Consider the following 25,020-nt stretch of genomic DNA (forward strand, 5'->3'; position numbering starts at 1 on the left):
AAGAGTGGATCTTAGTCGACTTCTCTTCTACCAGGAGCCGCGTCTATCACAGCCTTGACACCACAACCCCAGCCCTAACTACCCGGCATTGGGTTAGAACCGCCCGCAACGCTCACGACCCTTTAGTGCGCGGCCGAGTTCCAGGAATGGCCGAAGCCGACCGAGACCTCCAGCGGCACCGCCAACTCGTAGGCCGAGCCCATTTCCTTGCGTACCAAGGCTTCGGCGGCTTCGCGCTCGCCTTCGGCGACCTCGAGGACGAGTTCGTCGTGCACCTGGAGCACCACGCGGGTGCGCAGGTCAGACGCGGCCAGCGCCTTGTGGACGTTGAGCATGGCGACCTTGATGATGTCGGCCGCGCTGCCCTGGATCGGGGCGTTGAGCGCCATCCGCTCGGCCATCTCGCGGCGCTGGCGGTTGTCGGAGTTGAGGTCCGGCAGGTACCGGCGGCGGCCGAAGATGGTCTCGGTGTAGCCGACCTTGGCCGCGTCGATGACCACGGACTGGAGGTAGTCGCGCACGCCGCCGAAGCGGGCGAAGTACGCCTCCATCTGCTCCTTGGCCTCGTCATTGCCGATCTTGAGCTGCTGCGCGAGGCCGTACGCCGAGAGCCCGTACGCCAGGCCGTACGACATGGCCTTGACCCGGTACCGCAGCTCGGGCGTGACCTCCTCCGGCGGCAGCGAGAACGCGCGCGACGCGACGAAGGTGTGCAGGTCCTCGCCGGTGTTGAAGGCCTCGATCAGGCCCTCGTCCTGCGAGAGGTGCGCCATGATCCGCATTTCGATCTGGCTGTAGTCGGCGGTCATCAGCTCGGTGAAGCCACCCCCGACCACGAACGCCTCGCGGATGCGGCGGCCTTCTTCGGTGCGGACCGGGATGTTCTGCAGGTTCGGGTCCACAGAGGACAGACGGCCGGTCGCCGCGATGGTCTGCTGCAGGGTGGTGTGGATGCGGCCGTCGTCGCCGACGGCCTTGAGCAGGCCCTCGACCGTGACGCGCAGCCTGGTGGCGTCCCGGTGCTCCAGCAGGAACTCCAGGAACGGGTGCCCGGTCTTCTCGAACAGGCCCTGCAGCGCGTCCGCGTCCGTGGTGTAGCCGGTCTTGGTGCGCTTGGTCTTCGGCATGTCGAGCTCGTCGAACAGCACGACCTGCAGCTGCTTCGGCGAGCCGAGGTTGATCTGCTTGCCGATGACCTTGTACGCCTCGTCGGCCGCCAGCCGGACCCGCGAAGCGTAGTGCTCCTCCAGTTCGGTCAGCTGCTCGACGTTCACCGCGATGCCCGCGGCCTCGAGGTCGGTGATGACCTCCAGCAGCGGCAGTTCGATGTCGGCGAGCAGCTCGCGGCCGCCGATGTCGTCGAGTTCCTTGCGCAGCGCGGCCGACAGCTCGGCGATCGCACGCGCCTTGACCAGCTCGGCGTCGACGAGCTTGGCGTCCGCGTCCTCGGCGCCGCCGTCGAGCAACGACAGCTGGCCGTCGCCACCGTCGGACTCCGCGCGCAGCTCACGCTGCAGGTACCGCAGCACCAGGTCGTCCAGCTCGAACGAGCGCTGGCCTGGCCGCACGAGGTACGCGGCGAGCTCGGTGTCCATGCTCAGGCCCGCGAACTTCCAGCCGCGCGCGAGCATCCCGTGCAGCGCGACCTTCATCGAGTGGCCGACCTTCGGCACGGCCGGGTTCGCCAGCCAGTCGGCCAGCGCCTTGTCGTCCGCGGCGTCCATTGTGGACACCGTAATGTGCGCGCCCTGGCCGTCCGGCGCGGCGAACGCGATCGCCTGGACGTCCGAGAGCACCGAAACGCCGGTGGTGCGGAACGCGAGCCCGACCGGGTCGGCGCCGGCCGCATGCTCGGCCAGCCAGCCGGCCAGCGCGCCGGGCGCCAGCGCGGCGCCGGTGACGTCGAACCCTTCCTCCGCCTCGGGCTCCGCGCTCGACAACGTCGCGAACAGCCTGTCCCGCAGCACGCGAAACTCGAGCTCGTCGAACAGCCGGTGCACCGCGTCGCGGTCCCACGGGCGCAACTCCAGCTCCTGCGGCGTGAGCTCCAGCTCGACGTCGCGGACCAGCTCGGTGAGCTGGCGGTTCAGCGTGACACTCGACAGGTGCGCGCGCAGCGCGTCGCCGACCTTGCCCTTGACCTCGTCGATCCGGTCGATCAGCTCGTTGAGCGAGCCGAACTGCTTGATCCACTTGGCCGCGGTCTTCTCCCCCACCCCGGGAATGCCGGGCAGGTTGTCCGACGGGTCGCCACGCAGCGCCGCGAAGTCGGGGTACTGGGCCGGGGTGAGGCCGTACTTCTCCTCGACGGTCACCGGGTCGTAGCGCGTCATCTCCGACACGCCCTTCTTCGGGTACAGCACGGTGACCTGGCCGTTGACCAGCTGCAACGCGTCGCGGTCCCCGGTACAGATGAGCACGCTGTAGTCATCCGCGACCGCCTGCGTGGTCAGCGTGGCGATGACGTCGTCGGCCTCGAAGTTCTCCTTGGTCAGCGCCGGGATGCCCAGCACGGCCAGGACGTCCTGGATCAGCGCGACCTGGCCCTTGAAGTCGTCGGGCGTGGCTGACCTGCCCGCCTTGTACTCGGCGTACGTCTCCGAGCGGAACGTCTGGCGCGAGAGGTCGAACGCGACGGCGAGATGCGTCGGTTGCTCGTCGCGCAGCAGGTTGATGAGCATGGAGGTGAACCCGAAGACCGCGTTCGTGACCTGACCGGTCGACGTGCGGAAGCGGTCGGCGGGCACCGCGAAGAACGCGCGGTAGGCCATCGAATGACCGTCGATGAGCAGCAGTTTCGGCCGCTCAAGGGTGTCCGCGCCGGATGTGACACTGGCAACTGTCTGGGTTTCACTCGGGCTCACGGGCCCGAGTCTAGAGTCAGGGTCCGACACTCTTACGTGTCGCATCGGTAAGGAGTCAATGCGTGACGGAACAAATCGACCTGGCGGAGCTGGAGCGGATGTCGGGGATCGACCCGGCGGTCGCAGGCCAGCAGCTGAACGAGAAGGTCGGGATGAAGCTGGTCGAGGCCTCGCCCGAGCGCGTCGTCGGCACCATGCCGGTCGAAGGCAACCTCCAGCCGTACGGCCTGCTGCACGGCGGCGCGAACGCGGTGCTCGCGGAGGCGCTCGGTTCGACACTCGCCGCGATCAACGCCGGTGAGGGCCGCGCCGCGATGGGGCTCGAGCTGTCCTGCACGCACCACCGCGCCGTGCGCTCCGGCGTGGTCACCGGCGTCGCGACGCCGTTGCACGTCGGCAGGGGCACGATCACCACGGACATCGTCATCACCGACGACCAGGGCCGCCGTACCTGCACCGCCCGCTTGACCTGCGTCGTCAGGGACAAGCCACCGGGTGCCTGATGGATCTCGACCTGGCGCAGGTGCGCGCCTTCCTGGTCACCGCGGACCAGCGGCATTTCAGCCGTGCCGCCGAGGCGTTGTTCCTCACCCAGCAGGCGCTGTCCAAGCGGATCCGCAAGCTGGAGGACGCGCTGGGCGTGCCGCTTTTCCTGCGCACCAACCGCACGGTCGAGCTGACCGAGGACGGCGAGCGGTTCCTCCCGCACGCGCGTGAGCTGATCAGGGTCGCCGACGCCGCGGTCGCCGCGATGGGCTCCGAAGAACAGCCGGTCCGGCTCGACATCATCGACAACCGGCTCTCGCCGATGTTCATGCTGCGCCGGTTCGCCGAGCAGGAACCGGGGCTGCGCGTCGAGCGCAGTACCAGGCAGGGCCTCGCGAATTCACTCGATCCGCTGATCCGCGGCGAGATCGACCTCGCGTTCGGCCGGGTGCACGACCTCGGGCGCCCGCTGCCGGACGAGCTGGAGCACCGGCTCGTCCGGCTGGAACCGCTGGTCGCTTTGCTCGCGCCCGAGCATCCGCTCGCGGGCAACGACGTGCTGAAACTGACCGATCTGCGCGAAGACGGCATCTGGCTGCCCGGCCTTGCCGGTCCCGTCGAATGGCTGTCCTACCTGCGGCATCTGTGCGACGCGTTCGGTGTGCCGATCGACGATTCCGGCGTGAGCTTCGACCTGCGGCACACGCTGGAGCAGACGCGTTACGGCAAGCAGCGCGTCACGCTGGCCGGCGCCGACATGGAACTCGCGCCCGATCTCAACCTGCGGGTGCTGCCGTTCGAGCCGTCACCGCTGTTCCCATGGTCGTTGGTGTGGCGTAAGGAAAAGCCGCACCCGGCGCTGCGCAGGCTGCTGGCCATCGCCGGCCGCACCAGCCGGGCCGAAGGCTGGTGCGACCACGATCCCGCACGCAGCTGGCTGCCTACAGGTGACGCTGGAACCACTCGGTGAGCAGCTTGTCGACCACGCCCGCGGACGCCGTCGGAACACCGGTTTCGTCGTAGACCTCATGCGCCAGGCCCGGCACGAGCACCAGCTCACTGCCGGTGAGCACGCGGTGCAGCGCGGCCGCCGGTTCGGTGATGGAAATGTCGTCCTCCTCGCCGATGATCAGCAGCAGATCCTGCTTGAACTCGGCGGCGCGACGCACGTAGTCGTAACGGTCCGCGACCGCGCGCGAGGCTTCCGTCCAGGTGTACGTGACCTCGAAACGCCGTTCGTTCGCGGCGATCACCGGTGGCAGCTGGGTCACCGGGTTCAGCAGCGCGCCCGCCGCGATGGCGACCTCGGCTCGCGCCAGCACCTCGTACGCGATCCCGCCTCCCGCCGAGCCGCCGACCACACCGACCGGACCGTCCGAGATGGACAGTTGCTTGCGCAGTTCTTCCACCGCTGCCGGGAATTCCGCGGCCGCCTGCTCCGTGACCGGCTCGACGACGTTGAGCACGTTGTCCTCGCTCGCGAGCCGGAAGAACTCCTCGAAGCCGCCTTCGAGCTGACGCCTGCCGAACATCGGCAGATCGAAGTGCACCTTCCACGCGTGCAGGTCCCGCATCGGCAGCGCGGACGCCATTTCCTCGGCGCTACCGGGCATCAAGTGCCAGGTGACGACCAGCGGCGCCGATCCTTCCGCCGGGCCCAGAGCCACGAACGGAACGCCTGCCGCCACGCCTTCGATGCGCTTTTCCATTGGAACTCCCCATTTTCGTGGGACTCCGGATATGCCGGAACCCCGTCTGAGACAAGCAAACCGCTCAGACGGGGTTCCGGTCCAACAGCCTTTCAGGCGCCGATGACAACCAGTGGTTGTGATCAGCCGACGCCCAGGTAGGCCTCCTTGATGCTGTTGTCGGCGAGCAGTTCCTTGCCGGTGCCGGACTTCGTGATCCGCCCGGTCTCCAGCACGTACGCGCGGTGCGCGCGCGAGAGCGCCTGCTGCGCGTTCTGCTCCACCAGCAGCACCGTGGTGCCCTGCTTGTTGATCTCCGTGATGATCCGGAAGATCTGCTGGATGAACTGCGGCGCGAGGCCCATCGACGGCTCGTCGAGCAGCAGCAGCTTCGGCTTGGCCATCAGCGCGCGGCCGATCGCCAGCATCTGCTGCTCACCGCCGGACATGGTGCCGCCGAACTGGTCCTTGCGCTCGGCCAAGCGCGGGAACAGCTCGAAGACACGGTCGAGGTCGGGCCCGAGGTTGTTCCTGTCCTTGCGGGCGTACGCCCCCATGTCCAGGTTCTCCATCACCGTCATGCCGGGGAAGATCCCGCGGCCTTCCGGCGCCTGAGAGATACCGCGCACCACCCGGAGGTCGGCACGCAGCTTGGTGATGTCCTCGCCCGCGAAGGTGATCTTGCCGTTCGACACCGGGCGGATGCCGGAGATGGCACGCATGGTCGTCGACTTGCCCGCACCGTTCGCGCCGATCAGCGTGACGATCTCGCCCTCGTTGACCGTGATCGTCAGCCCGGACACGGCCTGGATCCGTCCATAGTGGACGGAAACATCCTGTAACTCAAGCAACGTCATCGTCGGGCACTCCCAAATATGCGGCGATCACAGCGGGGTTCTCCCTGATCTCGGCCGGCACTCCTTCGGCGATCTTCTTGCCGAACTCCAAGACCACGATACGGTCCGTCACGCCCATGACGAGCTTCATGTCATGTTCGATCAGCAGGACGGTGTACCCGTCGTCGCGGATCGTGCGGATCAACCCCATGAGATCTTCCTTCTCAGCGGGGTTGAAGCCGGCGGCGGGCTCGTCGAGGCAGAGCAGCTTCGGCTCGGTCGCCAGCGCGCGGGCGATCTCCAGGCGGCGCTGGTAGCCGTAGGGAAGGTTCTTGGCCTTCTCCGCGGCGCGGTCGGCGATGCCGACGAACTCCAGCAGCGCCATCGCCCTGTCGACGGCTTCCTTCTCTTCCTTGTGGTGCTTCGGCAGGCGCAGCAGCGCGCCCAGCACACTCGTGCTGTGCCGCGCGTCCGCGCCGACCACCACGTTCTCCAGCGCGGTCATCTCCGCGAAGAGCCGGATGTTCTGGAACGTGCGCGCGATGCCGAGCTGGGTGATCTTGTGCCGCGCGGCCTTGCCGAGCGGCTTGTCCTCCAGCAGCACCCGGCCGGAAGTCGGCCGGTAGACACCGGTCATCGCGTTGAAGCAGGTCGTCTTGCCCGCGCCGTTCGGGCCGATCAGGCCGAGGATCTCGCCACGTTTGATCGAGAACGACACGTGGTCGAGCGCGACCAGGCCACCGAACTGGACGGTCAGCTCGTCCAGCTCCAGCAGGGTCTGGCCCATGCTGACGAACATCTCACGGTCGGGCGCGACGACCTCGGCGACTTCGGCGAAGTGCTCCGCGCGCTCTTCCGGGGACATCTGCTCGACTTCGGCCACCAGGCCGCCTTCGATCGGCGCGTCGGCGCCACCAGGCTGCGTCATATCGTGCCCTTCGCAGTCGGTTCCGGGGTGAGCGCACTGTCACCGCTGATCTGTTCACCCTTGCCGAGCAGGCGCTGATACGCCTGGCGGCCTCTCGCGAGCAGCCGCTGGCGAGCGCCGAGCAGACCCTGGGGCCGAAAGATCATCAGCACGATGAGCGCGATACCGAAGATCAGGTAGTTGTACTCCGCGATCTGCACGAACCGCAGCGGCATGTACGCCACCACGACCGCGCCGAGCAGCACGCCCACCTTGTTGCCCGCGCCGCCGAGCACGACGGCCGCGAGGAACAGCATCGACGTCACGACGTCGAAGGACTGGTTGTTCACGAAGCCCAGCTTGCCCGCGTACAGCGCGCCGGAGAGCCCGCCGATCGCGGCGCCGATGACGAACGCCCAGATCTTGAACTTGTAGGTGGCCACACCCATGATCTCGGCGGCGTCCTCGTCCTCGCGGATGGCCACCCAGGCGCGGCCGACACGGCTGCGCTCGAGGTTTCCGACGAAGAGGAGCACCACGATGATCAGGGTCACCGTGAGCACGTACCACCAGCTGGCGCTGGGCAGGAACGACTTGCCCGCCGCGTCCGTGGCGACCCGCTCGAAGCCGGACTGGCCACGCAGCGGCGTGACGTTGTCGGCGATCAGGCGGATCATCTCACCGAAACCGAGCGTCACGATGGCGAGATAGTCGCCGCGTAATCGCAGTGTCGGCGTGCCGAGGATGATGCCGAAGATCATGGTGATCACCATGGCCAGCGGCAGCGTCCACAGGTACGGCAGCTTGGTCAGCGTCGAGTTCGGGCTGGTGAACATCGCCGCGACGTAGGCGCCGACGGCGAAGAAGCCGACATAACCGAGGTCGAGCAGACCGGCCTGGCCGACCACGACGTTCAGGCCGACCGCCACCAGCGCGTAGCGGGCGACGTCGAACATGGCCGTCGGGAAGTCCGTGCCGGTCGTCGCGATCAGCGGCGGGTTCAGCCACGGCAACACGTAGATCAGGAGGACGACCGGGATCAGGAACGCCCACTGAGCGGGACGGCTCAGGTTGTTCCAGCGCTCGCGAATCGACAGCTTCGCGGGAATCGTTTGAGTACTCACACCCGCGCCTTTCCTAAGGACTCACCGAGAATACCGGTCGGCCGCAGCATGAGGACCAGGATGAGCACGACGAACGCGACGACATCCTTCCACTCGCCGCCGAACAGCGTCTGGCCGTAGTTCTCGATCACGCCGAGCAGCAGGCCACCGAGCAGCGCGCCGCGCAGGTTGCCGATACCGCCGAGCACCGCGGCGGCGAAGGCCTTGATGCCGAGCAGGAAGCCACCGTTGTAGATCGCGCCCTGCGGGATCTTCATCATGTAGAACAAGGCCGCCGCGCCGGCGAGCAGGCCGCCGACGACGAAGGTCACCACGATGACGCGTTCCTTGTTGACACCCATCAGCGTGGCCGTGTCCGGGTCCTGAGCCACCGCGCGGATACCGCGGCCGACCTTGGTCTTGTTGACGAAGTAGTCGGCGAGCAGCCACAGCAGGATCGACGCCGCGACGATGATGATGTCGAGGTTCGTCACGGTCGCCCCGAAGATCTCGAACAGCGGCTCCGGCTTCAGCAGGCGGATCTGGCGCTGCGCGTTGAGGCCGAAGATCAGCTTCAGGATCTGCTGGATGGCGAACGAGGCGCCGATCGCGGTGATCAGGAAGACCAGCTTCGGCGCGTTGCGGTTACGCAGCGGCCGGTAGGCGACCCGTTCGAGGGTCACCGCGGTCGCGCCGGAGAACACCACCGCGACTATCAGCGCGAGTGCCAGGTAGAGGATCAGCTCGGCGACACCGAGTTCCGGGTTCGTACCCGGCCGGAAGCCCAGCACGTAGAAAGTCAGCCAAGTCGCGAAGGTTCCGACGATGAACACTTCGGAGTGGGCGAAGTTGATGAGTTTGAGGACACCGTAGACGAGGGTGTAGCCAAGGGCGATCAGCGCGTAGATGCCGCCCTGTGTAAGCCCTCCGACGGTGTTGTTCCAGAACTGCTGGAAGAACGCGTCCACGTTGAAGTGGATCCATTGTTCGCCAGCGGTGTGGAACGGAGTCAGCGTGGGGTGCACGGTTTCTCGTTCTCCAGGTACGGCTCAGGCATGCACACAGAGGCGGTCGGCCCCCGTGTGCATGCCCGAGTCACCCGCGGAAGCGGGCAGGTTACTAGTTGATCTGACCGTTGTTGACGATCTTGCCGTTCTCGACCTTGTAGCTCCACACCGGAGTTTCGGAGAGCTCGCCCTTGTCGTTCCACTTGAACTTCTTGGTCAGGCCCTGACCGTCGTAGTTCTTCACGAAGTCGAGCAGGCCCGCGCGGTCCTTGATGCCCTTGTCGATGCCCTTGAGCAGGATGGTCGCGACGTCGTAGCCCTCAGGCGAGTAGGTGCCCGGCGCGCGGCCCTCGGTCGCGTTGTAAGCGGCGGTGAAGTCCTTGAAGTTGTCCTCAGGGACACAGGGGCAGGTGAAGTACGCCTTGGCGGCGGCGGCACCGGCGCCCTTGACGAACTCATCGTCCTTCACACCGTCGGGACCGACGAACTTGGCGGTGACACCCTTGTCGTCCAGCTGCTGAGCCAGCGGCGAGGCCTCGGGGTAGTAACCACCGTAGAAGATGGCGTCCGGCTTCTCGGTGACCATCTTGTTGACGACGGCGGAGAAGTCGGTCTGCGCCGTCTTAACCTTGTCGGAGCAGGTGGCCTTTTCCTTGAGCGCGTCACGGACCTGCTGCGCGAGGCCGCTGCCGTACTCGGAGTCGTCCTCGATGACACAGACCTTGTTGGCCTTGAGCGTCCCGGTGAGGAACTTGGCGGCGGCGGGACCCTGCACGCCGTCGTTGCCCATGCCGCGGAAGAAGGTCTTCCAGCCGTTCTCGGTCAGGTGCACGTTCGTGGCCGACGGGGTGATGTGCACCAGGCCCGCCTGCTCGAACAGGTTGCCGGTGGCCTTCGACTCGCCGGAGAACGGCAGGCCGACGACGCCGATGATGCTGGCCTCGGAGATCACCTGGGTGACGACACCGGGCGCCTTGTCAGGCTTGCCCTCGGTGTCGAACTGCTTGAAAGCGACCTGGCAGCCAGGGTTCGCCTTGTTGTGCTGCTTGATGGCGAGGTCGACACCGTAGAGGATGTTCTGCCCCAGCGCGGCGCTGCCACCGTTGATGGTGCCGGCGTAGGCGAGGGTGACACCCGAGCAGACGGCCTTGCCGTCGCCCGCGGGGTTCGCGGCATCCGCTGCCTGCTTGGGGGCCTCGGCGGCGGACGTCTGGTTCGCGTTGCCCGAACTTCCCGTGTCACGCGCCGAACAGGCGGACAAGGCAAGCGATGCGGCCGCCGCCAGCACGATGATCCTCGTGAGTCGTGCTCTTGACACTCGTTCCTCCAAATACAGACTGGCCGCTGTCGCAGCGGCAGTCCCAGCTCGGGACCCGACTGGGCGCTGAACGTAGCCGCCCGGCGGTGGGTTGCACAGAGTTACCCAGGGTCTTGTATCCACATCGTGACGGTCGTCATGAGTAAGTACGGATACTTAACACCCTATTGTCGGGTTGCAACAATAGGGTGATAACGATGGGTAACTATGCCCGAGTGGGCAGTCGTCAGGGCCGAACGATCAGCCGATGCTCTCCACGACCGCTTCCGCGACCGCCTTCATGGTCGTCCGCCGGTCCATGGCCGTCCGCTGGATCCAGCGGAACGCCTCGGGTTCACTCAGACCTTGCCCGGTCATGAGCAGTCCCTTGGCCCGGTCGATGACCTTCCGAGTCTCCAGCCGATCGGTCAAACCGGCCACCTCGGACTCGAGAGCCTGAAGTTCAGCAAATCGGGAAACGGCCAACTCGATAGCGGGAACAAGGTCACGCTTCGCAAACGGCTTGACAAGATAGGCCATGGTCCCCGCGTCCCGCGCACGCTCCACCAGATCACGCTGGCTGAACGCGGTCAGGATGACAACGGGAGCGACCCGATCCCCGGTGATCTTGGCCGCGGCCTCGATCCCGTCGAGCTTCGGCATCTTCACGTCGAGGATCACCAGATCGGGCTTGAGCTCGGTGGCCAGCTTGATGGCCTGCTCCCCGTCGCCGGCCTCCCCGACCACCTGGTAACCCTCCTCGCGGAGCATCTCCACGAGATCGAGCCTGATGAGCGCTTCGTCCTCCGCGACGAGCACCCGACGTTGCGGCACGGTGGCAACACCGTTGGCCTCGGCAGCCTGGTCGGTCACCGGGGTCCTCCTGAGGGCTCGAGGGGATGTGACACGCGGTTTCCCGCGAACCAAAAGCCTACCGGGAACGATCCAGTCAGCCAGATGGCGTTCACCACGTGAGTGACGCCGCCCACCTGGGGTTGACCGGTAACCCGCTTGCGGAGGGTCACGGGCTGTCCCGTAGAGTTCCCACATCGCGCCCCCGTAGCCCAATCGGCAGAGGCAACGGTCTCAAAAACCGTCCAGTGTGCGTTCGAGTCGCACCGGGGGCACATACAGCATCTACACAAGCACCGTCTGCTCTCGGAGCAGGCACTTCTTGTGTAGTTGTCATGAACTCGGTAATCCTCTCCGCCGCGTCGGCGATTTCAGGCAGATGGTCGGCGGGCAACCGGATCGCGATGGTCACGTGGTCGCCGTCGCCATGCAGCCTGACTTCGAGCTGAGTGATCTCGATCAGTGTACGGAGCAGCGGTTCAGGCGCACTGGCCAAGTTGAGCTTCAGGTAGGGCAGAGCATCCAAGAGCGCGGTGTCGTCGGGGCTCGGTCGGCCCGGTTCCGATTCGTCAGCCGCGTCAAGTTCAGCGATCGCCCTGGCGGCGGCCAACTTGTCGACTTCCAGCTCGTTGTAGCTGCCGCGGAGCGCTCTGGTGAACGGATCGGCGGGATCGCCGTCGGCGGCTTGACGGAGCAGTGAGTCCTGCCGGCGGGTGATGTCAGCCAATGTCCGCTGGAGCCGTTCCCGCTCCGTCTGGCGTTCACGACTGGCACGGTCATCGATCCCAGCGATATCAGCCGCCAGGATCGCATGACGGTCGGTGCCGAACACACGCTCGGCGAAGAACCGCCCCACCGCGTCCAGGATGGCGTCCTCACGGAGGAAGGTCGCCTTCGGGTGCTCCGCGAACTTGTCCTCGCGTCCGCGGTTGTTGTTGCGCGGCCAGCAGATGTAGTACGGCGCGTCGTGTCGGTAGTTGCCGAACATCCGGCGGCCGCAGGTGCAGAACATCACGCCCCTCAGGACGTAGGTGCGTTGAGTTCCTGGGCGCGCATTTGGCGCGTTGCCGTCTCGAGAGCCGCGCTTGGCTTTGCTGCGCGCGTTCAGCTCGTCGTACATCGTCTTGGGGATCAGCGGCTCGTGTGCGGGTTCGAGCGACCACACCCACTTGATCGGGTCGTTGACCTTCCCGTTGCGAGAGCGGCGCGCGCGTCGGTTGAACACCTGGTAGCCGGTGTATTTGGGGTTTCGAAGGATCTCGTAGACGCTGGTTTTGCCCCAGGCACCTCGCGCTCGCACCTTTCCCGGCGGCTCAGGAGGCGGGTACTTCGCCGGGTCCGCGTTAAGGCGTTCGGCGATGGTGTCGTAGCCGAGTCCTTCGTGAAAACGCCATAACGCGATCTGAGTGACCGTCTCGGCGCGGACTCCGTCCGGTTCGAGTCGGGTCTTGGTGAGCCCTTTGGCGGCTTTGGACGGGTTCGGATGCCTGTACGACTTCGCCTTATAGCCGTAGCACGGCTTTCCGATGTTCCATCCTTCGCGCACGTGCGTGCACAGCCCGCCCCAAGACTGCTCGAGCGTGTTGAGAACCTCGTACTCGGCGACCGACTGATTGATCCGTCGTTGCAATATTCGCTGCGCCCGGCTTCCCGAAAGCGTGATCGGTTCATTCGACGCAAACAGCGGCACCTCGCACTGTTCCAGCGCGCGCTCGATCGACAAGCCTTCGAACGCTCGGCGCGCGACGCGGGCGATGCCCTCGCAGATCACCACGTCGAACCGGCGCCCAGGACGGGTTGCTTCGTCGAGCAGGTCGGCGACTCCGCCGTCCCTGGCGATCGGGATGTCGAAGCGCTCGTAGTTGCTGCCCCTCCCCCGTGCGTCAAGCTCCATGCGCCCGGACTCGACATCGTAGAAGTGGGCGACGATCACCCAAGCCTCGGGTATGGCCGCCTTACAGTTCCCGAGCTGCCGCATGAGGGACTGCCGCGGATCTTGTTGGTCCTCTGTGGAGGTACGCCCCAGGAACGCGACGCGCACCTCGTCGCGCAGCACTGCCGTGGACATGCCCAGCGGCGAAACGGCGTAGTCGGAAAGACCGGACGGCCCGGAAATCGGGACTGATCTGGTAACGCCTGGCAATGTCGCCGGGCGAGCGAAATCCTCATCGGAGGCTGTCATGCTGGTTTGTCGTCCTCTGCAGCTTGCGCGGCCCAGCGGAGAAGATCAACGATCACAGCTGCGAGTCGACCTCGGAGCCGCTCGGCTTCCGCACCATGGACGTGAGTAACACAACCAGAATACGTGCGGCTGCGCCCACGATTACATTTTTGAGCGTACCACCAGGTCGGCGCGTCAGAATCGGTCTGCAAGTCAGCCGCAGTCTCATCCAACTCAGCACGAGAAGCCGAAACGGCTGCATCTTTCCGAGCGCGTGGATTCCCTGAAACTGACACGTGATTCATCGGCTCCTCCGCGCTCGCAATCTCACGCGAAAGCGGGAGGAGCAAGCACTTGTCATCGACAGCAACGATCTCCATCAACCACAACGAGACCTGGCCCTGAAACGACGAGACTCGTCCGTCTCGCGAAATCTCGTCGTTCTCGTGCCAGTCTCGACGGAGTCTCGCTGGGGCGAGACCGACGGAGCACAGCTCAATACGAGCTCGCCTAAGACATGCTCCCCTGCGCCGGAGTTTGATTCACTCAGAGCACAACAGACCGGTCGCGGACGCCACCATCGTGACGCCTCAGAGATTCTGACTACATATTCACCACAAGCAGGGCGAATGCCAGCGTTAGATCTGTGGGATATAGGCACGCCAACTTCCGCGCCGCTCCGTACCGCTGACCCGGTTCGGACAGCATCTACACGAAGCCAAACCACCGGTGAGCTGCAAGTTTCCGCGACCGTCGAGATCAAGCGACGCCGCCGCGCCCCCGGCGGTGGCACCCGATGACTACATCAGCAGCCTCGCGCCAGGGGGATCGCTCGCTCTGGGTCCAATGTGCGTGCACCGCACTAGTCGCTCTTGGAGCGGCCTATGCCTCCTATCGCCACGGACGCGAGTTCGCCTTGCGGTTCGGCGCCGACGAATCGACCGCGGCGATCTGGCCGCTGATCGTCGACGGCCTCCTCACCACGGCCACCGTCGAACTCTGGAAGTCGGCCCGAGGCTCCGGCCACTGGAAGGCATGGCTCGCGTTTGCATTCGGGATCGCGCTCTCGCTTTGCGCCAACATCAACGCGGCACCGGTCCTGAACGCACCGGCTATCGCCGTAGCAGCTTGCCCACCGCTTGCCCTCCTGCTGGCTGTCGAACTGCTCAACCGCGCACTCAAACGGAGTCGCAGTGCTGGCCTGAAAGAGACTGCACCGGAATCCAACGCAGCCAGCTTCGACTCCGATCGGGCCGGCACCGGGCACCTCTCGCTAGTTGCAAACCCGCCCGAGCCCGCGGACGTGGACGTGGAACTCACTGCCGAACAGCGCATGTGGGCCCACTACACCGCCGAGCAGTCGAAAGGCCGAACGCCAACCGGCGCCGAACTCGACCGCATCGCTGGCACGAACAACTACGGTCGTCGCATACTTCGCCGATGGCGAGAAACCGGCCAACCTCCCATCCCGTTTCCACACGAGAATCAAAGTGATACAAAAACACCGTCTCCGTTGCTAGAGTCGCTGGTCAAGTAGTGTCGTCCCCGCGCGAGCGGGGCTGGTCCCCCCTCCGGCGCGGTCTACCAGTGCGACGACTGGTCGTCCCCGCGCGAGCGGGGCTGGTCCCGGCTGATGACGCGGGCGGTACTTGTCGAACAGGTCGTCCCCGCGTGAGCGGGGCTGGTCCCACGTGCACGCGCAGCTCGGCCAGCAGGTCCAGCTCGTCCCCGCGCGAGTGGGCTGGTCCCGCGAACGCCGCTGGCGCCTCGCTTCCCCGATCAGTCGTCCCCGCTCGAGCGGGGCAGGTCCCTCGACTTGGCCGGGGCGATGGACCTGACGGAAGTTGTCCGCGCGCGAGCGGGCCTGCTCCCGGCGCCTTATCACGGCACCACGTTCCTGAGTATCCGCACACATCCCGGGAAGGCGATTCACACAGGAGACCAGGTCGGTACCCAGCACGATCCGGCGGACGCGGAGGAGCAAGACACCTTCACCCACGCTTCTATTGGAGCGTTCCTAACGATGCTCGGTATCGCGGATCCAGCAGCTTGTGCACCAGCGCGCTGGTCTCCTCGTCGAGATCTATATCCAGCGCCGCCGCGAGATTGGCGATTTTGTCCGCGGTTTCCTTTACTGCGGTGAGGTTGCCGGCTCGGTACTCCACACGAAGCAGGTCGCGATACAGGATTTCGCTGGCGGGGTCCGCTTGAAGCCCGTGGGCGAGGGCTTTCCTTGCTGCTGCGAGGCTCCCGGTCCTCTGGGATGTGTCGGCGATGGCGTGGGCGACGTCGACGATCGCGTCGATCATCTCGCGTTGGATCCAAGAGCTCCACACGTATCTACCGTGGGGGATGCCGCTGAATGGCATTCCGGTGACCAAGCTAAGAGCCTGCTTGAGGTAGGACAGCCCGTCTGCAGGCGCATAGCCGAGTCCCTTCTGAACCAGACTCTGGAAGCGATGCCAGTCGCAGCGCACTGAATGAGAAAGCCGGTAGCCGCCACGTTTGACGTCGACGTTGGGTAGGTAAAGCTCGCCGGCGTGGTCGCGGCCGAGCCAGGTGCGCAGCCGTGAGATGTAGCCCTGGCGGGTTGAGGCGGACCACGGTTGGGTACCGGTGCCCATCTGGCGGGAGATTTCGTCGGCGGTGACGCCGGAGTGCAGGGCAAGGAACGCGGCGAGTTCGGTGAGCCTGTTGATCTTCTTTGCTTCGACCTGGTCCGGGTCGACGTTGGCCAAGGTGACCGGGCCGAGAACCCGGACTTCAGGAACGTCGGAGGGCACCGACTTGAGCTGGCTGTCCTCGGGCTGGACATCGATTTCATCGGGATCAAGCGGAACCGGAAGAGTGTCGGGCTCAGGCGGGATGCTGCGATAGTCCTCGGCCGGCACGTTGATGGCGTTGTCCGCGGAGGCGAGCGCGGCGACGAGTTCGCGGTCCTGCGCTGGGCTCAGCCGTTGCAGGTCGACCTCGAGCCCGAGCGGCTCGATCCGCGTGCGCTTCGTGCCGAGGTCGAAGTGCCAGGCGCCGGGCAGTTCGTCTGCAACTTCGGCGGCGGTGATGACCGCGGCCAAGCTCGACGTGGGGCGGTCGAAGGAGACGAGGTTGTAGAGCCGGTCTTGCTGGCAGCGGTTGAAGGGCGCGGCGGAGAGGATGATCTCCGGGCTCCAGGTGTCTTCGGCGAGGCCGAGTCCGCGAGCCTGGTCGATCGAACAGGTATCCGCAGCCTGAAGGCCTTCGCGGACGTCCCGTGCACGGCGTTCGAAGGTGTCGAGGGCGTCGTCGATGGTGGCGGCGTAGCGGAGGCGGCCTGGGTTGTGGGCGGCGGTGGTTTGGCCGAAGCCGACGAGGGTGGCGACGAGGTGGTCGGCCCAGCTGGAAGCGGCGAGGTCCCAGGCCATGGCCAGCAGGACGGCTTCGATGTCGTCGGGGTTACCGGTCAGCGTGATGGCTCCGACTTGTTCGAGGTTGAGCAGGATGAGATTGTGGTGCTGATCGTGGCCTAGCGAGATGAGCGCTGGGTAAGGAGCTGCGACGGTGCGCAGCAGATCTGGTTCCACCGCTTCGGCTGCGGGATCGACCGTCCACGCGCCAGGTTCTTCTCGGAGTGCGACGAGCGGCGACGGGGGCTTGCCGGGTTCTTGAGGATGCAGAACCACGCCGCCAGCGCCGACGGTCACGGCCAGAATCGCGGGGAGCGCCTGGCCTGCTTGGTGAACGTGATGAGCGAGCGAGCGCAAGGTGGCGTCGAGGTCGTCGACTGTGGCCGGTTGCTCGGCCACGCGAAGAGCGGTTTCGAAGTCACCGGGGAGGTCCGTGTGGATCCGGTGTCCTGGACGGCGGCGGCGCTGGGCGCGCATGCGGCGGGTACCGAGGGTTGCGAGAAGGCCTGCGGCGAGCAGCCCCCCGATGCTGAACCCGATCAACGACATCGGGCTGCTGTCATCGACTTCGGCGGCTGGAGCGCGGTGTGTCGTCGGCGCGGGAGGAACGGGGGTGGTTGACCGGCCGGGTGATGGTGGGATCGGGTTGGACTCGGATGGTGATTCTGGTTTCGTCGGCTGGCCCTGCATGACGGGCGTTGATGCGGCGCAGCTCGGAATCAGCGGTGGAGTGCCACCGGCGATCGGGTCTGCGTTTGTCCGCGAGGCTGACTGGGATGTCGAGCTGCCCGCTGGGCGCGGGCCAGTGCTGGGAAGCCGCAGGACGGTTCCCGGGTAGATGTGGTTCGGAGTGGTGAGCGATGCTCCGCCGGGCTGTTGGCGGCCCTTGTTCAGCTCGAAGATCTCCCGATACCGGCGAGCGTCGCCGAGATGGTCACGGGCGATCTTCGACAACGTGTCGCCTTTACGGACACGGACCTCATCACACGCCTCGTTCTCAGGCAGGAGCAGTGTCCAGCCCGGTTTGATCAGTCCGACATCACGAAGCGCGGCGCCGTCGGGTTGGCGACGGTCTTTGTTGAGGTCGAAAATCTCGCGGTAGCGGTTTTCGTCTCCGAGTTGGTCGGCGGCGATGCTCATCAAGGACTCCCCCGGCGCCACCGTGTGCGTTGACGGCTGTGGCTCCTTCGAGGTCGCTGGTTCCGCAGGCGCCGATCCGGTGGGTGACGCGGTCGTGGGTGGCGTCGTGCTGAGCAGGTGGCTGGCTGACGTGTGCGGGATGGTTTCGGCGGTGGCTGTGGCGGTGCTGGCAAGCAACGTCAGCAGGAGTCCGGCGACGAGTTTCTGGGCCCAGCCGAAGCCACGAAGCCGCGGGACAGAGACACCGCGCAGGGCGGCGACCGCTTCGAGGAGGACCGCGACGACGAGTTGCAGCCAGGCGATTAGGCCGATGAGGACCAGCAGGCCAAGGAACACCTGCCCGCTGTCGCGTTCGGTGAACCAGCCCAGTAGCTCCGGTCCGATCGGGAGGTGGTCAGGCAGGAATGTGGAGCGCAGTGTCCACAACAGAGCGGGAGGCACCACGATCAAGGCGATCAGCGCGAGTAACGCGGTGACCGTCCGGGCGAGTTTGGCGGCTGGTCGCATGGTTTTACCCGGCCGAGATGAGGTTGGCGGTCCCGTGGCCGTGGACGGTGATCTCCGCGATGCCGATCATGCCCAGGAAGACGGTGGGTTTGGTGATCGTTGTCTCGACCTCGATGCGGGTCCCCTGCACGGACACGATGCCGGTCGCGCCGGTCGCATTGATGTAGGCGCGGGCTTCGGCGGTGGCGAGTTCGGGGTTGACGTCGGCGTCCCGGCCGGTGGCCAGGGATTGGGCTCGGAGGGCTTGGCCGGCCGCGCGGGCGGCTTCCTCGGCGATCGCGGTGGCTTGTGAGTGTGCCTGGGCTTTGCGGCTGCCGTCGACCGCACCGCCTATCGCGATGGCCAATGCGACGCTGAGGCCGATCAGCCAGACCGACGCCGACCCGCGGTCGCCGCGCAGGTCTCGCAATGAGCGCGCGGGTGTCATTGGCGGGCTCCGTGACGGTCGATCGGTGAGCGGAATTCCGCTCGAGTCGTTCGGGATCCGCTCATTCCTGGGATGAGCAGGTCGTTGTAGCCGACTTCGCAGGTGACGGTGGCGATGACGAACCCGGTCTCGCCGAGCGGCTTGGCGAAGTCGTGAGCATCGACATCGATCTGCAAACCTGAGCAGGACAGGTGCTGCTGGGCGAGAACATCCGTCGCGCGTTGCCGTGCGGCTGCGGCAGCGGTTTCTCCGTCGTGAGCCAGCGATGCGGATCGGGCAGCTGAACGAGCGGCCTCGGCGATGGCGGATTCGGCGGTCTGGATTCGCATGGCCACGATCGCGAGTCCGAAGAGGACGATGAGCGCGGCGGCGCCGATGGCGACCTCGACGTTCATGTCGCCGCGGTCGCTACGGCGGAGGTCGTGAAGCCGGGTGGTCATGACGTGAGCTGTTCGATCGGCGCGGACGCGGTCTGGCTGACCGGGAACCGCAGGAACGGCACGAAGGACGCGGCGTCCGCGCTGACGGTCACGGTGACGTTCTGGCCGTCACTGGATGCGCGGGCGGCGACGTTGGTGAGCCAGCCGAGCGTCACGCTGCTGGTGTAGTCGCGGGCCCGGGTTTCCGCGGCCGCGGTGTCGACCGGCGGCAGTCTCGCCGCGTTGACGCCGTCGCGGGCTGCTTCCAGTGCGACGTTGCTGCCGAGGAACACCGCGACAACCTGCAGCACGGCCCAGGTGAAGAACAGCAACGCGCTGAAGACGTAGACCGCGGTGAGGTTCTCGTCGCCGCGTTCACCGTGCAGCGCGGCGAGGCGGTTCATTGGCCGCCGATCAACGGTAGTTTGCCGTTGACGAACGCCGTGACCGCGGCGGCGACCAGGGTAGCGACGGTGACGCCGAGGACGGCGTAGAACACCTTGGTGATGTTCTCGTCGCCGCGTTCGCTCTCACGCGCGAACTGGGAGCGGCGCTCGTGAAGGAGCTCCCCTAGTGCCAGCATGGCGAGGTAGAGCCTCGTGATGAGCATGATCTTCTCCTTATCCTCCGAGCAGGGTGTAGATGCCGGGGAAGGCCAGGAAGCCGATGAAGGCCAGGCCCATGACGGCGACCGGCATGTCCATGCGGTCGGATCGGATCGACGACCCGGCCTTCTGTGCGGCGAGTTGTTGCTGGGCAAGGGAGGACGCCTTGGCGCGCAGCGTGTCCACGATGCTTGCCCCGCCTTGCCCGGCGTTGGTGATGATGTGGCCAAGGTCTTTGAGCTCGCGTACGCCCATGGATTCCGCGAGGCGTTGCAGACCTTCCCACGGCATCTCGCCGCGCAACGCGGCCTCATCGATGGCGATCTGGATGCGCCGGAATCCCCAACCCGATCCGAGCAGGGCTGGGTAACGCATCGCCTCAGCGGGGCCGCGGTCGCCAAGCCGCCCCAGCGCGACGAGCTGGCAGTACGAGGCGAGTGCGCCTTTGAACGCCGCGCGCGCCCGCGTCACCTTCCCTTTGAGCAGCATTGGCGGCACCGTCCAGCCGATGAAAGCGGCGCCGAGCGACGCCATGCCGGTGAGGAACAAGGGCGGCGCGACGTCGGCGAGCTCCAGGATCCAAGCCAGCAGCGGCATCCACAGCGCACCACCCAGGGCGAACCCGATGCGCTGCAGGACGAAAGATTCTCGACGCAGGCCGACCAGATCAAGGTCGGTGTCAGGCACGGTGAGCCGAAGTCGACCCGCCAGCTGCATGACCGGGTTCGCCAGGCCGCCGGCGGTGACGGGTAGCAGGTCGCGGTCGCGCAAGACGTCGCTCAGGCGAGGCCGGAACGGGACGAACGCGGCCACCACCAGCGTGAGCCCGGCCGCGGTGCCGATGGCCAGCAGAATCAGCAGCGCGAGCGGGGTCACAGCTTTCTCCCTGGGCTCGAAATCAGGAAGCGCGGCACGCGAGGTTCGATCCCGAGCTGGCGCAGCCAGACCGCGGAAGCGCCGACCATGCCGAGGATGACGGCGAGGACGAGCTGGCCGACGGCGGTGTTGTACGCCGAGATGTAGGTGGTGCTGCCGAACACGGCGAAGCCGGCGAACATGGCGGCCCACATGCCGAGCAGGATCCGCGCGGTCGAGCGGCGACGAGCGCGTTCGGCTTCGGTGGCGCGGCGCGCGGTGACTTCCTCGGCGACCTGCGTCGCGAGGGTTTTCAAGAGTTCCGCGACGCCGGATCCTTGCTGATAGGCCACGCAGAGTCCGGCTGCCGCGGCGTCGCCGATCTGGTCGTCGATCTCATCGGCGAAGGCCAGGAGCGCGGCTTGGATGTCCCAGGTCCGCAGCCGTTGTGCCAAGGTGGTCACCGCGGTGGCGATCTTCGGCGGCACATCGTGTGCAGAGCCCGCGATGGCGCTGACCAGGCCGATGTTGCCGGGTCCCATAACGTCGGCGAGGTGACGCAGCCAGTCCTCGAGGGCTTCGAGGCGTTCGATGCGCTCGGCGGCGATGGTGCCTGCGGCGAACAACCACGGGAGGAAGACGACGAGCGCGGTGACGGCGATGCCCGCGACCGGCCAGCCTGTCACCAACCACACGACCGCGCCGGCCGCGGCGGCAAGTGGCCAGCGAAGGCGAACATCTCGTCGGGATCGGCGGCGCCACCAACTCGAGACCGGCCTCCTCCGGAACGCGGCCGCGTCTCGGCCGTAGAAGCCAGCGGCAGCCAGCGTGAGGCCTCCGCCGAAGCCGGCGCCGAGCACGGCGAGAACGAGTTCAGGCATCACGGGCTCCCGGTTGCTCGGGCGTCCAGTCGCCGTCGCCTCCGCGGGTCAGCCAGTTCCGGTCGAATCCGGCGCGTTCGTAGTCGGCGATGTCGGTCGGCAGGTTGCCGGTGGGGACGGACCTGCGGCCGTCGGGCGGAGACTGGAAGAGGTAGGTACGGGCCGGTCGACCGTATTCGCCGGCTTCGATGGAGATGACTTCCGAGACGTAGCGGTCGAGCTGGTCGGAAGTTCGCACGAGGTCCAGGTGCACGATCAAGTCGATCGTGTGCGCGACGGTGTCGAAGGCCAGCTCCGGCGTCCAGGCAGTGTTGCCTTCCAGGCACAGCCGGGCCATCCGGTTGATGGCGTCGCCGGCACCGCGAGCGTGCAAGGTGGACAACGAGCCAGCGCCGCCGGTGGACAGGGCGTCGAGCATCGGGATGATCTCCCGGCCGCGCACCTCGCCGACGATGATCCGCGAGGTGTGCATGCGCAGGGAGTGCCACACCAGGCGCGGCAGGTCGATGCCGCCGACCGGTCGTCCATTCTCCATGCGCTCGGAGTTGCCTTCGCGCTGCTCGAACGGCACGACTGCGGGGAAGCGATCACGGTAGCGATGCAAGCCGAGCTCGAACTCGGTCTCCACGGTAGCGAATCGCTCGTCAGCCGGGATCTCCCAGCACAGCGCTCGGAGCAGGGTCGTCTTGCCCGCCTTCTGCCGACCGCAGATCACGACGTTCTTCTCAGCGCGGATCGCCGCCCGCAGCAGCGCAAGCTGCGCAGTGGACAGCACGCCTTTGTCGCGGAGGACCTCGAGGCTGGCGGCGGGCAGGCGGTGGCGACGGATGGAGACGTGCGGGCGGTCGGTCACGTCGATCGCCGCGGCCAGACGTTCCCCGCCGGGCAGCTCCATGTTCAGCAGCGGATGGGCGCCGTTGAACGAACGCTCAGTCCGGCTGTGCCGCGTGGCCAGCCGCTGCAACCACCGCACCAGCGCTTCATCGGTCGGGGCGACGCGCGGACCGCGCATTACACGTCCGTCGCCATAGGAGAGCCATGCTGGCTCGTTGCCGATGATGTCGATGTTCTCGACTTCGTCGTCGGCGAGCAAAGGCTCCAGCCGTCCGAGGCCGAACATCTCGGCCATCACGCCTTCCTTGACGGCCCACTCCTGCTCCGGACCAGGGAACGGCCGACCTTGCACCACCCAGCCTTCGATGACCTCGGACATGACGGCGTCGATGAGCTTGCCCGCGACGGCGCGCTCCACCCCGTCGGCGACAGGACCGTCGCGGCGGGTCAGCTCGTCCTGTACTCGGAGCGCGAGCTTCTGCTGCACTCGATCGACAAGTTCGTCGGAGTCGTTGCGCTCGATCAGTTCAGACGACACGGGCACCTCCCTGCACGACGGGCGGCCGGGGAATCGGCGCCAGCTGATGCGCGGGAACCGGCTCCCGATGCGGACGTACCCGGCCCGCCCGCGCGGCCGTTTCGACACGGACCGTGCGCTGGATGCGGCGAGCCCGAGCCAGCGCGCGGCGGCCGACTTCGCCTGCAAGCTCACGAGCTCGTGCGAGGAGCGGCGACGCCTCGAACTTGCTGCTGGGATTGAAAATTTCGGTGAACGCTGCGGCCGTCGCCGGGTGCCACGACAGCTCGCTAAGCACCGGCACCGCGACTTGGCTCCGAACCTCCGATAGCGGGAAACCGTGCGCCGTGCCGACCATGACGATCACCAGCCCGTCGTCAGCGACTCCGACAAGGCCTAGCTCTTCGCGCACGATGTCCATGGAGGACACGACCGCGCGCAGAGAATGGCGGTCATTGCGCACCAGCAGCACGGTCAAATCCGACGTCGCGAGCACGGCGTGCGGTGTTCCTCGAGAGCGGAGCCTGCCGCAGTCCGCGAGCACGTCCATCGGATCCAGTTCTCGGAACACCGGCGCCAGCCGCTGCCATTGCAAACTCTCCGCTTCGCGGCGTGAATGCGCGCCAGGCAACAGGAAATGTGTGCCGGTGCCGTCCGGCAGGGTGATCGCTTGGCGCCACACCGCCTGCCGCATCGGCGCCGTCCTGGCGGCGAGCATCGCTTCGAACATCCCGCGCCGCCCCAACGCGCCGTTCGGATCGAACACCGCCAGGCCCCTCCCGCCCGCAGGGTCGCACTCGGCGACCATCGCGTGCCGCGGCCAGGTCCACGACAGTGCGAGCGCGGCCGTCGAGACACCTGGACTACCGCACAGCGAGGCGAGCGAGATCAACATGACTCGTCAGCTCCCCAGCAGCAGGACGATCGCGACGCCGCCGGTCGAGGCCTTCGTGGCCACCTGCGGCCCAGAACGCTCTGGCACCACCACGTCGACCACTCGGATCCCCGATTGGTCCCGCTCCCCCACCCGCGTGACCGTTCCACGCACCGGTTCCCACGGCTCCGCGCCCACACCGGCCTGGCTCGACGGGACAAGAAGAACCGCCTGCCGAGGCTCCAATGGCGTCGCCGGAAGCTGAGACGATTTGACCGCGACCCCGACCAGTTGTTGGCCCGGACCTGGGGGCAAGGCGTCCTTGACCACCTGCTCAGTGATGACCGCGCCAGGCAGGAGGTCCGTGGTGGCTCGCTTTCCGACGAGCCTGGATCGCTGGTCCCACCGCACTGGCAACAGCCCCGGATCAGGTCGGACCTGCACCTCACGCAGTGCGTTTTCGGTGATCGTCTGCCCATAGCGGACGGTGTTGGCGACACCGACCACGGACACGAGGAGGTCCTTGTTCTGGTAGACGAACACCGCCCCCGCGGCGCAGAGCGCGGCCAGCAAGAGGCCGATCAGGATCAGCATCTTCGACGGGCGTCGGCGGAGCGGCCGAGGCGAAGGCGGCGCCAGAAGCTGCGCGTCAGCGGACGAGACTCCAGCTTCCGGCGCCTTCGTGGTGGTCAGCATGGTCAGCCTCCCTGGATGTTCAGGGTGCGGATCTCCCGCACCGGCAATTGGGCGTTCGAGGTGAGCGCCATCGTTTGGAAGTCGGATTGCCCGCCCCCGGACCAGCTGATCTCCCAGTGGCTGGTCGCGGCGATGCCGAACGCGCCGGCGGCTGCTTTCTTGAGGTAGATGTGGCCGCAGGTCGGTGACGGCTGGCCGGCGCGGTCTTCGATGAATGGCGTGCCCGGCCCGCACGTCACTGCCGAGCCGTCGCCCATCGACCAGGTGATCCGCGCCAGCTTGGCCGTCGCCGTCACGCTGATCGCGCCCGCGCTCGCCGTGCGGGTCACCGGGCCGGTCGTCGCCTCGCTGCGCGCGGTCCACATCCACACCGGGAATCCGATCGTCGCTCCGTGCGGTGAATCCGCGGGCGGGGCCAGCTTGATCTCCGGCGCGGCGAGCCCCATCTGCTCGATCGCGCGTTGCGCGAGCTCGACGGGCGAAACCTGCGGAACCACCGGTCCTCCGCCATTGGCGACGTAGACGACGCGCGCGTCGCCGCCGTATCCGCCGCCAGGCCCGCCGACGCCGCAGATCTGCACCATGAGGTGGCCTTTGGCGGGGTCGCGGCCTGCCCACATCGGGTCGCCGGAGCCAGGTTGCGGGATCTCCATCAGCGGGCACTGCGGGCCGGAGCCGCCC

The 25,020-nt window shown here is 66.7% G+C and carries 24 protein-coding genes, 1 tRNA gene and 1 pseudogene; 6 read left to right on the forward strand and 20 right to left on the reverse strand.

Going from position 1 to position 25,020, the window contains the following annotated elements; all coding sequences use genetic code 11:
- Nucleotides 1-122: 122 nt before the first annotated feature.
- Nucleotides 123-2,864 carry a DNA polymerase I gene (gene polA / locus ACFV15_RS08305; RefSeq protein WP_378349515.1) on the reverse strand — a complete coding sequence of 914 codons (2,742 nt, stop codon included), beginning with the start codon at nt 2,862-2,864 and terminating at the stop codon, nt 123-125.
- Between the two features lie 98 nt (nt 2,865-2,962).
- On the opposite strand from polA, the gene ACFV15_RS08310 reads away from it, so the two are divergent.
- Together ACFV15_RS08310 and ACFV15_RS08315 are read left to right on the forward strand one after the other, a co-directional pair.
- Nucleotides 2,963-3,367 (forward strand): PaaI family thioesterase, encoded by a 405-nt coding sequence (locus ACFV15_RS08310; protein WP_378349622.1) that lies wholly within the window; start codon nt 2,963-2,965, stop codon nt 3,365-3,367.
- Nucleotides 3,367-4,320, forward strand: coding sequence for a LysR family transcriptional regulator (locus tag ACFV15_RS08315; protein WP_378349516.1), 954 nt, complete (start codon nt 3,367-3,369; stop codon nt 4,318-4,320). The genes ACFV15_RS08310 and ACFV15_RS08315 overlap by 1 nt, the downstream gene beginning before the upstream one ends.
- Here ACFV15_RS08315 and ACFV15_RS08320 read toward each other — a convergent pair.
- The 7 genes from ACFV15_RS08320 to ACFV15_RS08350 all read right to left on the reverse strand — a co-directional run bounded on the left by ACFV15_RS08320 (nt 4,292) and on the right by ACFV15_RS08350 (nt 11,061).
- Entirely contained in the window at nt 4,292-5,059 is a 768-nt protein-coding gene (locus ACFV15_RS08320) for an alpha/beta fold hydrolase (protein WP_378349517.1), read from the reverse strand. The genes ACFV15_RS08315 and ACFV15_RS08320 overlap by 29 nt on opposite strands.
- 122 nt (nt 5,060-5,181) lie before the next feature.
- On the reverse strand, nt 5,182-5,895 hold the full coding sequence (locus ACFV15_RS08325) for an ABC transporter ATP-binding protein (protein ID WP_378349518.1): 714 nt from the start codon (nt 5,893-5,895) through the stop codon (nt 5,182-5,184).
- A complete protein-coding gene (locus tag ACFV15_RS08330; protein ID WP_378349519.1) occupies nt 5,882-6,802 on the reverse strand; it encodes an ABC transporter ATP-binding protein in 921 nt (306 codons plus the stop codon). Before ACFV15_RS08330 ends, ACFV15_RS08325 begins: the two co-directional genes overlap by 14 nt.
- A complete protein-coding gene (locus tag ACFV15_RS08335; RefSeq protein WP_378349520.1) occupies nt 6,799-7,905 on the reverse strand; it encodes a branched-chain amino acid ABC transporter permease in 1,107 nt (368 codons plus the stop codon). The genes ACFV15_RS08330 and ACFV15_RS08335 overlap by 4 nt, the downstream gene beginning before the upstream one ends.
- On the reverse strand, nt 7,902-8,909 hold the full coding sequence (locus tag ACFV15_RS08340) for a branched-chain amino acid ABC transporter permease (RefSeq protein WP_378349521.1): 1,008 nt from the start codon (nt 8,907-8,909) through the stop codon (nt 7,902-7,904). Before ACFV15_RS08340 ends, ACFV15_RS08335 begins: the two co-directional genes overlap by 4 nt.
- A 94-nt stretch (nt 8,910-9,003) precedes the next feature.
- Nucleotides 9,004-10,179, reverse strand: coding sequence for a branched-chain amino acid ABC transporter substrate-binding protein (locus ACFV15_RS08345; RefSeq protein ID WP_378349623.1), 1,176 nt, complete (start codon nt 10,177-10,179; stop codon nt 9,004-9,006).
- Between the two features lie 270 nt (nt 10,180-10,449).
- Complete coding sequence (locus ACFV15_RS08350) at nt 10,450-11,061, reverse strand: ANTAR domain-containing response regulator (RefSeq protein ID WP_378349522.1); 612 nt, start codon at nt 11,059-11,061, stop codon at nt 10,450-10,452.
- Nucleotides 11,062-11,241: 180 nt separating this feature from the next.
- Here ACFV15_RS08350 and ACFV15_RS08355 point away from each other — a divergent pair.
- Together ACFV15_RS08355 and ACFV15_RS08360 are read left to right on the forward strand one after the other, a co-directional pair.
- Nucleotides 11,242-11,315: transfer RNA gene (locus ACFV15_RS08355), tRNA-Leu, on the forward strand.
- A gap of 137 nt (nt 11,316-11,452) precedes the next feature.
- Nucleotides 11,453-11,740 carry a hypothetical protein gene (locus tag ACFV15_RS08360; RefSeq protein WP_378349523.1) on the forward strand — a complete coding sequence of 96 codons (288 nt, stop codon included), beginning with the start codon at nt 11,453-11,455 and terminating at the stop codon, nt 11,738-11,740.
- A gap of 165 nt (nt 11,741-11,905) precedes the next feature.
- Here ACFV15_RS08360 and ACFV15_RS08365 read toward each other — a convergent pair.
- Nucleotides 11,906-12,586, reverse strand: a pseudogene (locus ACFV15_RS08365) (recombinase family protein); the annotation flags it as partial.
- Here ACFV15_RS08365 and ACFV15_RS08370 point away from each other — a divergent pair.
- Together ACFV15_RS08370 and ACFV15_RS08375 are read left to right on the forward strand one after the other, a co-directional pair.
- On the forward strand, nt 12,587-13,165 hold the full coding sequence (locus tag ACFV15_RS08370) for a hypothetical protein (protein ID WP_378349524.1): 579 nt from the start codon (nt 12,587-12,589) through the stop codon (nt 13,163-13,165).
- Nucleotides 13,166-13,997: 832 nt separating this feature from the next.
- Nucleotides 13,998-14,738 carry a DUF2637 domain-containing protein gene (locus ACFV15_RS08375; protein ID WP_378349525.1) on the forward strand — a complete coding sequence of 247 codons (741 nt, stop codon included), beginning with the start codon at nt 13,998-14,000 and terminating at the stop codon, nt 14,736-14,738.
- A 466-nt stretch (nt 14,739-15,204) separates the two neighbouring features.
- Here the strand turns inward: ACFV15_RS08375 and ACFV15_RS08380 are convergent, their stop codons facing one another.
- The 11 genes from ACFV15_RS08380 to ACFV15_RS08430 all read right to left on the reverse strand — a co-directional run bounded on the left by ACFV15_RS08380 (nt 15,205) and on the right by ACFV15_RS08430 (nt 24,992).
- Nucleotides 15,205-18,060: a LysM peptidoglycan-binding domain-containing protein gene (locus ACFV15_RS08380; RefSeq protein WP_378349526.1), complete on the reverse strand. Its 2,856-nt coding sequence runs from the start codon at nt 18,058-18,060 to the stop codon at nt 15,205-15,207.
- Between the two features lie 175 nt (nt 18,061-18,235).
- Nucleotides 18,236-18,658, reverse strand: a complete 423-nt coding sequence (locus ACFV15_RS08385; RefSeq protein ID WP_378349527.1) for a pilus assembly protein TadG-related protein — start codon at nt 18,656-18,658, stop codon at nt 18,236-18,238.
- Nucleotides 18,655-19,098 (reverse strand): hypothetical protein, encoded by a 444-nt coding sequence (locus tag ACFV15_RS08390; protein WP_378349528.1) that lies wholly within the window; start codon nt 19,096-19,098, stop codon nt 18,655-18,657. The genes ACFV15_RS08385 and ACFV15_RS08390 overlap by 4 nt, the downstream gene beginning before the upstream one ends.
- Nucleotides 19,095-19,481 carry a hypothetical protein gene (locus ACFV15_RS08395; protein WP_378349529.1) on the reverse strand — a complete coding sequence of 129 codons (387 nt, stop codon included), beginning with the start codon at nt 19,479-19,481 and terminating at the stop codon, nt 19,095-19,097. Before ACFV15_RS08395 ends, ACFV15_RS08390 begins: the two co-directional genes overlap by 4 nt.
- On the reverse strand, nt 19,478-19,687 hold the full coding sequence (locus ACFV15_RS08400; protein ID WP_378349530.1) for a hypothetical protein: 210 nt from the start codon (nt 19,685-19,687) through the stop codon (nt 19,478-19,480). Before ACFV15_RS08400 ends, ACFV15_RS08395 begins: the two co-directional genes overlap by 4 nt.
- Before the next feature lie 10 nt (nt 19,688-19,697).
- On the reverse strand, nt 19,698-20,558 hold the full coding sequence (locus ACFV15_RS08405) for a type II secretion system protein (protein WP_378349531.1): 861 nt from the start codon (nt 20,556-20,558) through the stop codon (nt 19,698-19,700).
- Nucleotides 20,555-21,418 (reverse strand): type II secretion system F family protein, encoded by an 864-nt coding sequence (locus tag ACFV15_RS08410; RefSeq protein ID WP_378349532.1) that lies wholly within the window; start codon nt 21,416-21,418, stop codon nt 20,555-20,557. The genes ACFV15_RS08405 and ACFV15_RS08410 overlap by 4 nt, the downstream gene beginning before the upstream one ends.
- Nucleotides 21,411-22,790 carry a CpaF family protein gene (locus tag ACFV15_RS08415; protein ID WP_378349533.1) on the reverse strand — a complete coding sequence of 460 codons (1,380 nt, stop codon included), beginning with the start codon at nt 22,788-22,790 and terminating at the stop codon, nt 21,411-21,413. Before ACFV15_RS08415 ends, ACFV15_RS08410 begins: the two co-directional genes overlap by 8 nt.
- Nucleotides 22,780-23,664 (reverse strand): hypothetical protein, encoded by an 885-nt coding sequence (locus ACFV15_RS08420; RefSeq protein ID WP_378349534.1) that lies wholly within the window; start codon nt 23,662-23,664, stop codon nt 22,780-22,782. The genes ACFV15_RS08415 and ACFV15_RS08420 overlap by 11 nt, the downstream gene beginning before the upstream one ends.
- Nucleotides 23,665-23,670: 6 nt before the next feature.
- Complete coding sequence (locus tag ACFV15_RS08425) at nt 23,671-24,339, reverse strand: flagellar biosynthesis protein FlgA (RefSeq protein WP_378349535.1); 669 nt, start codon at nt 24,337-24,339, stop codon at nt 23,671-23,673.
- A 2-nt stretch (nt 24,340-24,341) separates the two neighbouring features.
- Nucleotides 24,342-24,992, reverse strand: coding sequence for a hypothetical protein (locus ACFV15_RS08430; RefSeq protein WP_378349536.1), 651 nt, complete (start codon nt 24,990-24,992; stop codon nt 24,342-24,344).
- Nucleotides 24,993-25,020 lie beyond the last annotated feature (28 nt).

Source organism: Amycolatopsis sp. NPDC059657, from assembly GCF_042734395.1.
Lineage (GTDB): Bacteria > Actinomycetota > Actinomycetes > Mycobacteriales > Pseudonocardiaceae > Amycolatopsis.

Excerpts from the sequence above, each read along its gene's own strand:
- ACFV15_RS08330 (WP_378349519.1), bottom strand. The coding sequence starts at position 6,802 with ATGACGCAGCCTGGTGGCGCCGACGCGCCGATCGAAGGCGGCCTGGTG.
- ACFV15_RS08390 (WP_378349528.1), bottom strand. The coding sequence starts at position 19,098 with ATGACCACCCGGCTTCACGACCTCCGCCGTAGCGACCGCGGCGACATG.
- ACFV15_RS08410 (WP_378349532.1), bottom strand. The coding sequence starts at position 21,418 with ATGCCTGAACTCGTTCTCGCCGTGCTCGGCGCCGGCTTCGGCGGAGGC.
- ACFV15_RS08400 (WP_378349530.1), bottom strand. The coding sequence starts at position 19,687 with ATGCTCATCACGAGGCTCTACCTCGCCATGCTGGCACTAGGGGAGCTC.
- ACFV15_RS08385 (WP_378349527.1), bottom strand. The coding sequence starts at position 18,658 with ATGACACCCGCGCGCTCATTGCGAGACCTGCGCGGCGACCGCGGGTCG.
- ACFV15_RS08310 (WP_378349622.1), top strand. The coding sequence starts at position 2,963 with ATGTCGGGGATCGACCCGGCGGTCGCAGGCCAGCAGCTGAACGAGAAG.
- ACFV15_RS08315 (WP_378349516.1), top strand. The coding sequence starts at position 3,367 with ATGGATCTCGACCTGGCGCAGGTGCGCGCCTTCCTGGTCACCGCGGAC.
- ACFV15_RS08325 (WP_378349518.1), bottom strand. The coding sequence starts at position 5,895 with ATGACGTTGCTTGAGTTACAGGATGTTTCCGTCCACTATGGACGGATC.
- ACFV15_RS08375 (WP_378349525.1), top strand. The coding sequence starts at position 13,998 with ATGACTACATCAGCAGCCTCGCGCCAGGGGGATCGCTCGCTCTGGGTC.
- ACFV15_RS08425 (WP_378349535.1), bottom strand. The coding sequence starts at position 24,339 with ATGCTGACCACCACGAAGGCGCCGGAAGCTGGAGTCTCGTCCGCTGAC.
- ACFV15_RS08430 (WP_378349536.1), bottom strand. The coding sequence starts at position 24,992 with ATGGAGATCCCGCAACCTGGCTCCGGCGACCCGATGTGGGCAGGCCGC.
- ACFV15_RS08395 (WP_378349529.1), bottom strand. The coding sequence starts at position 19,481 with ATGAACCGCCTCGCCGCGCTGCACGGTGAACGCGGCGACGAGAACCTC.
- ACFV15_RS08320 (WP_378349517.1), bottom strand. The coding sequence starts at position 5,059 with ATGGAAAAGCGCATCGAAGGCGTGGCGGCAGGCGTTCCGTTCGTGGCT.
- ACFV15_RS08420 (WP_378349534.1), bottom strand. The coding sequence starts at position 23,664 with ATGTTGATCTCGCTCGCCTCGCTGTGCGGTAGTCCAGGTGTCTCGACG.